This is a genomic window from Flavobacterium sp. (genome assembly GCF_035456085.1).
Lineage (GTDB): Bacteria > Bacteroidota > Bacteroidia > Flavobacteriales > Flavobacteriaceae > Flavobacterium.
The window spans coordinates 1-10,940 of record NZ_DATIDY010000070.1; the positions used below are offsets into that span (position 1 = coordinate 1).

9 protein-coding genes are annotated in these 10,940 nt (G+C 35.6%); 3 read left to right on the top strand and 6 right to left on the bottom strand.

Annotation, left to right across the window (positions count from 1 at the left end):
- The 5 genes from VLC96_RS05525 to VLC96_RS05545 all read right to left on the bottom strand — a co-directional run.
- A partial coding sequence (locus VLC96_RS05525; protein ID WP_325261181.1) for an ammonium transporter occupies positions 1 to 866 on the bottom strand: 866 nt, incomplete at its 3' end.
- A gap of 526 nt (positions 867 to 1,392) precedes the next feature.
- A complete protein-coding gene (locus VLC96_RS05530; RefSeq protein WP_325261183.1) occupies positions 1,393 to 2,709 on the bottom strand; it encodes an ammonium transporter in 1,317 nt (438 codons plus the stop codon).
- Between the two features lie 505 nt (positions 2,710 to 3,214).
- A complete protein-coding gene (locus VLC96_RS05535; RefSeq protein WP_325261185.1) occupies positions 3,215 to 4,288 on the bottom strand; it encodes an aminotransferase class I/II-fold pyridoxal phosphate-dependent enzyme in 1,074 nt (357 codons plus the stop codon).
- A gap of 4 nt (positions 4,289 to 4,292) precedes the next feature.
- Positions 4,293 to 5,306, bottom strand: a complete 1,014-nt coding sequence (locus VLC96_RS05540) for a dipeptide epimerase (protein WP_325261187.1) — start codon at positions 5,304 to 5,306, stop codon at positions 4,293 to 4,295.
- A gap of 94 nt (positions 5,307 to 5,400) precedes the next feature.
- Positions 5,401 to 5,778 carry a PH domain-containing protein gene (locus VLC96_RS05545; RefSeq protein WP_325261189.1) on the bottom strand — a complete coding sequence of 126 codons (378 nt, stop codon included), beginning with the start codon at positions 5,776 to 5,778 and terminating at the stop codon, positions 5,401 to 5,403.
- Between the two features lie 386 nt (positions 5,779 to 6,164).
- On the opposite strand from VLC96_RS05545, the gene VLC96_RS05550 reads away from it, so the two are divergent.
- Positions 6,165 to 7,142, top strand: a complete 978-nt coding sequence (locus tag VLC96_RS05550) for a Gfo/Idh/MocA family protein (RefSeq protein WP_325261191.1) — start codon at positions 6,165 to 6,167, stop codon at positions 7,140 to 7,142.
- Between the two features lie 203 nt (positions 7,143 to 7,345).
- The gene (locus tag VLC96_RS05555) at positions 7,346 to 8,881 is read left to right on the top strand and encodes a YifB family Mg chelatase-like AAA ATPase (RefSeq protein ID WP_325261192.1); all 1,536 of its coding nucleotides are present in this window, start codon (positions 7,346 to 7,348) and stop codon (positions 8,879 to 8,881) included.
- Positions 8,882 to 9,105: 224 nt separating this feature from the next.
- Here the strand turns inward: VLC96_RS05555 and VLC96_RS05560 are convergent, their stop codons facing one another.
- Positions 9,106 to 9,342, bottom strand: a complete 237-nt coding sequence (locus tag VLC96_RS05560; RefSeq protein WP_325261194.1) for a hypothetical protein — start codon at positions 9,340 to 9,342, stop codon at positions 9,106 to 9,108.
- Positions 9,343 to 9,480: 138 nt separating this feature from the next.
- Here VLC96_RS05560 and VLC96_RS05565 point away from each other — a divergent pair.
- Positions 9,481 to 10,940: NAD(P)/FAD-dependent oxidoreductase (locus VLC96_RS05565; protein ID WP_325261196.1), on the top strand; the 1,460-nt coding region annotated here is incomplete at its 3' end.

A 10,940-nucleotide genomic window follows, 5' to 3' on the forward strand; every position in this document is an offset into this window, starting at 1 on the left:
CCTAAAATTTTATCCAGAAATACCCACGCCATAGCAGCAGCAGCAGCAGCGACAGTAGTAGTTCCCAAAGCTTGAGCAGCAAGACTTCCTGCTCCAACAGCAGATCCGGCGTTGAATCCAAACCATCCAAACCATAATAAGGCTGTTCCTAACAATACGTATGTGATACGGGCTGGATTTGTTTTTTGTACTTTTCTTTTTCCTAAAAAGATAGCTCCTGCCAATGCGGCCCAACCAGCGCTCATATGCACTACAGTTCCTCCAGCAAAATCCAGTACTCCCCATCCGAAGAATAATCCATCAGGGTGCCACGTCATATGACACAATGGAGCGTATACAACTAGTGAGAACAATATCATAAATAATATATAAGCCCAAAAACGAACCCTTTCGGCAAATGCCCCTGTAATTAAAGCCGGAGTGATGATGGCAAATTTTGCCTGAAATAAAGCAAATAAAATAAAAGGAATAGTCGGAGCTAAGTCCCAAGCGGTATTTGCACTTACACCATTAAAAAGGAAATTTGAGCTTGGATTACCAATTAAACCTCCAATTGTGGGACCAAAACAAAGTCCAAAGCCAATTAAAACCCATAAAATGGTTATAATAATCATAGCCATATAGCTTTGGAGCATAGTACTGATGACATTTTTTTTACCAACCATTCCACCATAAAAGAATCCAAGACCTGGAGTCATTAATAGTACGAGAGCCGTAGCTACAATCATCCAGGAAGTATCTCCAGTGTCAAGTTTCAATTTAACTACGTGAGCACCTAATTCCGCTGATTCTACAAGAAAATCAATTGAAAAAACGGATAGTACCAAGATTGTGATTAGTGTAATACTTAAGATAATTTTTCGCATAGTTTTTTGATTTTTAATTTATATAAAAGTATTAAATCATTTTATACCCACCAAAAAAATAGGGGTATGTCTGTTATTTTTATCAATTTTGTATTTACTACTACTGTATTTTGAGGGGTATTTATTTTTTAGCTCAAAAATAAAGAATGTGTTAACTGAATTTTAAGATTTTTCTATGTTAAAGTTTTGAATTTTTATTTTAATTGTAAAAATACCGACAATTTGCTAAGTATTTTATGATTTTATTGGTTAATACTTTATATGTTTGAATAAAAATATAAACATATGGTAATATTTAATTGTTTTTTTAAGTCGTTAATATGAGATAAAATGAATTGCTAATAAGTGTCTCTTATTGATTACTTGTTAAATTTAAAAATATTTAACAATATTTTTTGAATTTATAAAAGATTTTTATGTGCAAGTAATTCTTTTTGAGACGATTGTGTGTTCTTTTTAAAGACGGGCATAAAAAAAACACTCTAAAATTGATCTAGAGTGTTTCATAATTTAAAATGAAAAAATTTTATAAATACTCTCCGTGTTGAGAGATGTCAAGCCCTAAGGCTTCTTTTTCTTCAGATACACGTAAAGGGGTTATTTTGTTTACAACGTAAAATAGAAAATACGACATTGCAAAAGCAAATATGGAAACTCCAACCAGAGCAATCATTTGGTGTGTGAATAATTTTGTTTCTCCAAAAGCAAGGCCTTGATCAATAACAGCTGGGTTAATGTCTTTGTTGGCAAACACTCCAGTTAAAACCATTCCGACCATTCCCCCAACTCCGTGACAGGCAAATACGTCTAAAGCATCATCAATTTTGAATTTATGAAATTTGCTAACGGTAATATTGCTGATCACACTTCCGATTATTCCCATAGTTATTGCGTGAGGCATGCTTACAAATCCGGCTGCAGGAGTTATCGTTACTAATCCAACAATTGCACCAATACAAGCACCCATTGCCGAAAGTTTGTGTCCCATAATTTTATCAATAAAAACCCAAGTCATAGAAGCGACTGCAGCTGCAACTGTTGTTGTTCCCATGGCTTGTGTGGCTAGACCATTGGCTCCAAGTGCTGAACCTGCATTAAAGCCAAACCATCCAAACCATAACAAGCCAGTCCCTAATAATACATAAGTTATACGCGCTGGGCTAGGTTTTGGTGATTTGCGTTTTCCCAGAAAAATGGCACCTGCTAACGCTGCCCATCCAGCGCTCATGTGTACTACGGTTCCACCGGCGAAATCCAATACGCCAAAATTATATAATAACCCGTCTGGATGCCAAGTCATGTGGCATAATGGTGCATAAACAAAAAGTATAAATAATACCATGAATAACAGATACGCCCAAAAGCGAATACGTTCTGCAAAAGCTCCTGTTACAATTGCGGGCGTTATAATTGCAAATTTGGCTTGGAATAAGGCAAACAATAAAAAAGGAATACTAGGAGCCAGTTTCCATGAAGTGCCAATACCGACTCCTTGGAAAAAAATATACGGAAGTGGATTTCCGATAATGCCTCCAATAGAAGGTCCGAAAGATAATCCAAAAGCGATAATTACCCATAAAACAGTAACGATAATCATAGCCATGAAGCTTTGAAGCATGGTGCTGATTACGTTTTTTTTGCCGACCATGCCCCCATAGAAAAAGCCTAGTCCAGGCGTCATTAATAACACCAAAGCTGATGCTACTATCATCCATGCTATATCACCAGTATCGAATTTTGAAATTTCAGAAAGATTTGTTTTGTGGCTTGTTAGGAAATAATTAGAGAAATAAGATAATGTCAAAATTGTGACAAGAATCACGCTTAAAACTATTTTTCGCATTTGTACTGGATTTTATTTTTTTTATGCAAAAATAGCAAATGATTCAAATAGTGGTGTTAAAATAGGGGTTAGTATTTGATTTTTGTTGTTTTTGTATTTTTGACCCCGTATTTTTAGGGTGTAGGTTGCAAAAAATCATTTAAAAATATTAATAATTGAATTTGTGTAGCTTTTTTTATTCTTATAATAATAATTGATTTTTCTAAATTGTAGTTTTTCACTTAAGAATATTAAAAATGTTGTTTGTTTTATCTAAGAAATGAGAATAGGAAATAATATTGTTTTGATATTCTGCTAGATAAGAGAATTCATAAAAAAAAATAGCTAATAGTATTAAGTACTATTTCAAATGAAACTTAAAAGCCGCAAGAGGGATAGAAGCAAACTACCGAAGTAGTGCGGATAGCCCGACCGCATTTAGGGAAAGGGGCGAATACGCACCTGCAAGATTAAGCCCCTTTTCCTAAATGGGGTCTTGCCCAAATAATTCTTATGATACATTTTACTATAGGACAAATCGGATATCGTCGCCTTCCAAATCTGATGTGAGTTGTGTAAAAATATTTACTTGTTGAATCATTCTATCTAAATCTGATTTTAGATGATGAGCGCTAATGACGATTCGGCTCAATTTCCCGGAAGCTGTAGGATATGGAAAAGAGGTTGGAATAATATCATTTTCCAAAAGCAATTGAAGTAATTCTTGCTGATCGAAATAAATGACGGGGTAGTTTTTGTCAAAAGTTAATTCTTTGTTTGGTAGTAAATTTTGAGCAACATAAGTCAAATTTTCTTTTAATTGTTGTCTTTGCAAATGATAAATATTTTGAGCATTTACATAAGTTTCCAAGAAAGCAGGATTCATTCCGGAAGCTCCGATAAAATTTTGTTGTTTCTTGATATTATCAATAAAATCAATATCTCCCGCAATAAAACCACCAGAAAGACCTGTGGCTTTTCCAAGTGAAGCAATGCTTATTTTGTGTTGAATATTTGGAAATGAGTACTGGTTTAAAATCCCTTGGCCATCGTTGCCAAGAACTCCAAAACTATGGGATTCGTCAAGTAATAAAGTAATATTTTTTGAATTTGGAATTGTTTCCAAAATACTTAAGTCTGCAGGAGTGACACCCAGAGATGGAATAGCATCGGCAACAATTCCGATTTTTGAAACTGAATCATCCATCAGATAAGGATTTAATTTTCCCTCTTGAATGAGCGGAAGAGAAAAAGGATGCATCAAAGCCGGATGTGTATTTGGGAAATGAAAAAGTAAATCGGTTGTATGCTGTAGCTGTTCCAAAGCTAGTTTTCCCGCCAGCATTCCAGACGAAACTGTAACTACTGATTCAGTGCCAATTTGTTGGGCTAATAAATCTTCGGCAGTTTTGTAAATTTCTAACTGAATATTGGCAGAGCGTGAACTTCCATAACTTGTTCCCCATTTTTGAAAGCTCGAAAGCAGGATTTTTTGAAATTCAGGCAGCGTAGTAACACCCAAATAATTAGTTCCGCCAAAGTACAAAAACTGTTTTCCATCTTTGTAAAAAACTCTATTAGGAACTTGGTTTACCTGCATGAATTTAGTTTTTTAAAGTAGCTCCAATTCCGTTGGAATCAGCATAGTGAATAACTCCATCTGTAATCGTAACACCAGTTGCAATATCTTCGGATAATAATAGAGCGCCATCCATATCCACATAATCCAATTCTGGCAACAAATGTGCAATTGCCGAAATTCCAACGGTAGATTCTGTCATACAACCCACCATAGTTTTCATGCCATAATGTTTGGCTTCGGCAATCATTCGTCGGGCAGGAGTGAGGCCGCCGCATTTTACAAGTTTTACATTTACTCCGTGAAAATGATTGTGACATTTGGCAACATCTTCCTCAACAATACAACTTTCATCTGCAATAATTGGCAAAACCGAGTGTTTGAAAACCTCTTTGTGCGCAGCCCATTGATCTGCTTTTATTGGTTGTTCTAAGAATTCAACGCCAAGTTTTTTTAGAGCCACAGCATTATTGATGGTTTCTGAAACAGTCCAGCCACAATTAGCATCAATCCGAAAACGGGCATCGGTATGTTTACGCAATTCGGTAACAATTGCAATATCATCTTTGGTTCCCAATTTAATTTTATAAATAGGCCATGGCATTTCCTTCAGTTTCATGACCATTTTATCAATTGTATCAATTCCAATAGTGTAATCAGTTTTGGGATTGTGCAAAGGAGAATTTCCCCAAAGTTCATATAATTTCTTACCTTTTTTCTTTGCATACAAATCATTATACGCCATATCCAAAGCACATAAAGCAAACATATCATTCTTCAATAAAGCCGAAGCACTATCCCAAAATTCCTCAGGATTTTCATTATCATGCGCTTCAATAAATGGAATAATGGCTTCCAAATTGGCTCTCATACTATCCACCGTAATATTATAATAAGGATTTGAAGTTGCTTCTCCAAAACCCGAAAAGCCATCACTTTGCAACTCTACAATTAAGGTAGGTTGTACATTGTGCGATTCTCTTGAAATCGTAAAAGTGTGTTTTAATTGGAGTTTAAAAGTGCGGATTATTATTTTCATAAAATTCTAGTTGGTTAGTCCTTAGTGCTTAGTTTTTTTGTCTTTAGTTCTCTCCCTAACGACTAGGGATTAAGGACTAAGGACTAAAAAAAAACTATTTCAAAATATGCTTACTCAAAATCTGGTAAACCTCATTGATATTATTTCCACCTTTTCCAAATTGTTTAGAAATTGGAGCATCTTCATGATTTAACCAAATCTTCAATTCGGCATCCAGATCCATGATTCCGGCGCTTTCTTTCGAAAACTTTTTAATAGACGAATATGGAATTGAAAGATAATCAACTTTAGTTCCCACCAATTGTTTTTCGACCAAAATCAGTCTTTTGTTAGTAAAAACAAACATGTCTTTAATTACTTTATATCCTTTTTCGATTCTTTCGCCCTCAATCAATAAAGGTTCAAATTCTTTCGATAGGTTTTCTGTATTTACTTCTGATGCGTTGCCCAAAATGGCATTAAATAGTCCCATGATATTCACTTTTAATTGAAACTCAAATTTAAAGAATTAACTCGTTTTAAAACCATAATTTACTAAAATTCATTTGGGTGTAACCACATCCTGACAAAAGGGCTATTTCACTTTGCGGATACACGCCCTTTTATCAGGATGCGGTCGGGCTATCCGCGTTACATGGTAACTTGCTTCTATCCCTTACACGAAACAGCTTCACGTTCCAATAGTATTTTTTGTTTCCAATTTGACTTTAAAGCATTGAACCTTTCTGCTAAAATTTACTAAATCTGTGTGCTATTCAAAACAGCTTTGAATAGCTATAAACCACAGTTAAAAAAAATATTTGCTACATTTGAAAATACCAAAAAACTATTGATATTAAAAAAACTCAGAACCAACCAATGGAAAACAATAAAAAAATAAAATGGGGAATTGTAGGTCTCGGAAATATTGCCCAACAATTTGCAAGCGAATTGCAGTTAATTGAATCGGCAGAAATTTATGCAGTGGCTTCCAGAAATATTGACAAAGCTCAAGATTTTGCCAACGAATTCAAATGTCCAAAAGCCTACGGTTCGTATGACGAATTGTTTCAGGATACAGAAGTCGATATCCTTTATATAGCTACACCGCATGATTCTCACGCTGAACTAACCATTAAAGCTTTAGAAAATAATAAAAATGTCTTATGCGAAAAGCCATTAGCCTTGCATTACAAAGACGTTGAACAAATGGTTGCTACAGCCAAAAAGCAAAACAAATTTTTCATGGAAGCCTTTTGGACACGCTTCAATCCATCGATGCAAGAAACTTTAGAACATATTCGAAACGGAGCAATCGGTGAAGTAAAATACGTCAATGCCGATTTTTCCATAAAATTTGAAAATCCAGACAATACCAGAATGACCGATATGAAATTAGGTGGCGGAGCACTGATGGATATTGGTGTTTACCCATTGTTCTTGGCTTACTTAATATTGGGTATTCCTAAAGAGATTTTAGCTAAATCTCAATTTTATTCCACAGGGGCCGATGCTCAAACCTCTATTATTTTGCAATACGAAAATGCGCAAGCTGTACTTCATTCCAGCTTTTTATACACTTGCAATGTTGACGCAACAATCAGCGGTACCAAAGGGCGAATCAATCTCGATCCACTTTGGTTCATGACCGAATCGTACAGCTTAACTCAAGGCGATCAAAAAACAAAATTCGATAAGCCAACTTTAGGTAAAGGCTACACTTACGAAATCGAAGAATGTCATGCTTGCCTGCGGGCTAATAAAAAAGAAAGCGATCTTTGGTCACATCAAAACAGCTTAGAACTCGCCAAAATAATCGAGGACGTTAAAACGCAAATTGGCTTGCAATATTCTTAAACTCATTTGCAGAATTAGTTAAATCATTATTACCCTGCAAGTTTTTTTTTTCAAACCTTGTAGGAATTTCAAATTCTAATATTGAGTAGTTCTTCATAAAAAATAACTTCAATAAACACTAAACACTTTAATTAGTAAGAAATTAATTAAATATTTTTGGTCAAAAGTAAAATAGTATTTACATTTAAAAAAAACTATTTTATATGTTAATCAAAGTTTACGGAAGTGCCGTATTTGGAGTCGAAGCAACGACAATCACAATTGAAGTCAACATGGACAAAGGAATCGGCTACCATTTAGTCGGATTACCAGATAATGCAATCAAGGAAAGTAGTTATCGGATTGCAGCTGCCTTAAAAAATAATGGCTACGAAATGCCAGGCAAAAAAATCATTATCAACATGGCGCCAGCCGATTTGCGTAAAGAAGGTTCAGCCTATGATTTACCTTTGGCGATAGGCATTCTTGTTGCTTCCGCACAAATAAAAACAGATATTTACGAGCAATATGTAATCATGGGCGAATTATCTCTTGATGGAAGTTTACAACCCATTCAGGGAGCTTTGCCAATCGCTATAAAAGCAAAAGAAGAAGGTTTTAAAGGATTCTTTTTACCAATTCAGAATGTAAAAGAAGCTGCTATCGTAGCTGGATTAGATGTCTATGGCGTGTCAAATGTGCAGGAAGTGATTGATTTTCTCGAAGGAAAAGGCAATTTACAACCTACAACAATCGATACCAGAGCCGAATTTTATAAAACATTAGATTTTCCAGAATTCGATTTCAGCGATGTGAAAGGACAAGAAAGCATCAAGCGTTGTATGGAAATTGCTGCAGCTGGTGGTCATAATATAATTCTCATTGGTCCACCTGGCGCCGGAAAAACAATGTTAGCAAAAAGATTGCCAAGTATTTTACCACCAATGACCTTAAGAGAAGCACTAGAAACCACCAAAATCCACAGTGTCGCAGGAAAATTAAAAGAAGTCGGATTGATGAACCAGCGACCTTTTCGTAGTCCGCATCATACGATTTCAAATGTGGCGCTTGTTGGCGGCGGCAGTTATCCACAACCCGGGGAAATTTCAATGGCGCATAATGGTGTGTTATTCCTTGATGAATTGCCGGAATTTAAACGCGATGTTTTAGAAGTAATGCGCCAGCCTTTAGAAGACAGAGAAGTTACTATTTCCAGAGCCAAATTTACTGTAACTTATCCCTCGTCTTTTATGTTAGTAGCGAGCATGAATCCAAGTCCTGGAGGTTTTTTTAATGATCCGGATGCGCCTCAAACTTCTTCGCCATATGAAATGCAACGCTATTTAAGTAAAATTTCAGGTCCACTATTAGACAGAATTGATATCCATATTGAAGTAACACCTGTTCCTTTTGAAAAATTATCGGATGATCGGAAAGCCGAAAGTAGCGTCGATATTCGAAAAAGAGTAACATCTGCACGCGAAATACAATCCAAACGTTTTGAAGAAATGGAGCATATCCATTATAATGCGCAAATGAATACCAAACACATTCGTGAATATTGCGCTTTAGATGATAACTCCAAAGAACTACTAAAAACTGCTATGGAAAGATTAAATCTTTCAGCTCGAGCTTATGATAGAATTCTAAAAGTAGCACGAACAATAGCTGATTTGGATGAGGCACCTCAAGTTGGTTCTGGACATATCGCAGAAGCTATTCAATACCGTAGTTTGGATCGTGATGGTTGGTTGGGGTAGATTTGAGATAGTAGTGTTAAGTTGCCAGTATTCAGATAGCAGTATTCAGATAGCAGTATTCAGTTGCAGGTTTCAGAAAGTAGAAGTCAACAGTTTTGATATAGATGTTAGCATTCTTAATCTGAATATTGAGAATTCAACACTCTTAACTGAAATCTGCATACAAAGTTCTGCTTTCTTTTCTTCAGTCTGCAATCTGGAGTCTGTTACCTGAACCCTAAATACTATATAAATACTTCCCCACGATGAGGTTTCAAAGCATCTCTCACTTGAATCATATTTTCTTCAGCTACAACCATGAAAGCAATTGCATACATTTCGTCAAATAGTTGAAAACCAGTAATATTGATTGGTAATTTTTCTATATTGATGTATTCTTTTAAATGTATTTCGTGATGTTCGGCGGTTTTTGCTGATGCTGGACCACGAAAATCCCAAATAAGTTTTATTTTTCTAGACATTTTTTTAATGTAAGGATTCAAAGAAACAAAGGTACAAAGTCTATTATAAAAATGGATTTTTAGATTAAATTACTAATTTCAGTTCAAAAGACTATTTTTGCATATTCTTTCATAAAAAGAGAGCTAAAACAAAATACAATGCCACAAGAACTTCTACTACAAGTTACGCCCGAAACAGCTTCAAACGAATCGTTGCTAAAAGATTATTTGTCGAAACAAATTAAGGTTTCTTCAAATGAAATTCAACACGTTGCTATTCTAAAACGATCTATTGACGCCCGTCAAAAAGCAATCAAAATCAATTTGAAAGTTGTGATCTATTTAAAAGGGGAACTTCTTTTTCATGAGCAAAAAATAGAACTTCCTGATTATAAAAATGTATCCTCTGCACAAGAAGTTATTGTAGTTGGAGCAGGACCAGCGGGTCTTTTTGCAGCTTTGCAATTAATTGAATTAGGTTTAAAACCAATCGTTATAGAACGTGGAAAAGATGTTCGCGGTCGCCGTCGTGATTTGAAAGCAATAAACAGAGATCATATTGTTAATGAAGATTCAAATTACTGCTTTGGTGAAGGCGGAGCAGGAACGTATTCAGATGGAAAATTATATACTCGCTCAAAAAAACGAGGTGATGTTAACCGGATTTTAGAATTGCTTGTTGCTTTTGGTGCAACCAGAGACATACTTGTAGATGCGCACCCACACATTGGAACCAATAAATTGCCTCAAATCATTCAGGATATTCGAGAAAAAATTATTGAATGTGGCGGGCAAGTTTTGTTCCAAACCCGAGTGACTGATATTGTTATAAAAAATAACGAAGTGCAGGGAATTGTAACTCAAAATGGTGATACAATCTCGGCAAATAAAATAATTTTGGCAACAGGACACTCTGCCCGAGATATATTTGAATTGCTTGATAAAAAGAAAATTTTCATCGAAGCCAAACCTTTTGCCTTGGGCGTAAGAGCCGAACATCCTCAGTCTTTGATTGATAGCATTCAGTATAGTTGTGATTATCGTGGAGAGCATTTGCCACCAGCACCTTATTCAATTGTGAAGCAGATAAACGGTCGAGGAATGTATTCGTTTTGTATGTGTCCAGGAGGGGTAATTGCACCTTGCGCTACTAGTCCGGGCGAAGTGGTTACAAATGGTTGGTCTCCATCAAAAAGGGATCAGGTTACGGCAAATTCAGGAATTGTAATTGAATTAAAGTTAGAAGATTTTAAGCCTTATGCTAAATTTGGCGCTTTAGCCGGAATGGAATTTCAAAAAAGCATCGAACAAAAAGCTTGGCATTTAGCAGGACAAACTCAAAAAGTCCCAGCACAACGAATGATCGATTTTACTCAGAATAAAGTTTCCTCAGAAATCCCTAAAACTTCTTATGTTCCTGGAACAACTTCGGTAGAAATGGGACAGGTTTTTCCAGGTTTTTTATCTCAAATATTGAGAGAAGGATTTAAAGAATTTGGTAAATCGATGAAAGGATATTTAACCAATGAAGCCATTTTACACGCACCAGAATCAAGGACTTCATCACCCGTTCGTATTCCTAGAGATCCAATTTCATATGAACATTTGCAAATAAAAGG

Coding starts and splice junctions, on each gene's coding strand:
- VLC96_RS05530 (WP_325261183.1), bottom strand. CDS start 2,709: ATGCGAAAAATAGTTTTAAGCGTGATTCTTGTCACAATTTTGACATTA.
- VLC96_RS05540 (WP_325261187.1), bottom strand. CDS start 5,306: ATGAAAATAATAATCCGCACTTTTAAACTCCAATTAAAACACACTTTT.
- VLC96_RS05555 (WP_325261192.1), top strand. CDS start 7,346: ATGTTAATCAAAGTTTACGGAAGTGCCGTATTTGGAGTCGAAGCAACG.
- VLC96_RS05550 (WP_325261191.1), top strand. CDS start 6,165: ATGGAAAACAATAAAAAAATAAAATGGGGAATTGTAGGTCTCGGAAAT.
- VLC96_RS05560 (WP_325261194.1), bottom strand. CDS start 9,342: ATGTCTAGAAAAATAAAACTTATTTGGGATTTTCGTGGTCCAGCATCA.
- VLC96_RS05535 (WP_325261185.1), bottom strand. CDS start 4,288: ATGCAGGTAAACCAAGTTCCTAATAGAGTTTTTTACAAAGATGGAAAA.
- VLC96_RS05545 (WP_325261189.1), bottom strand. CDS start 5,778: ATGGGACTATTTAATGCCATTTTGGGCAACGCATCAGAAGTAAATACA.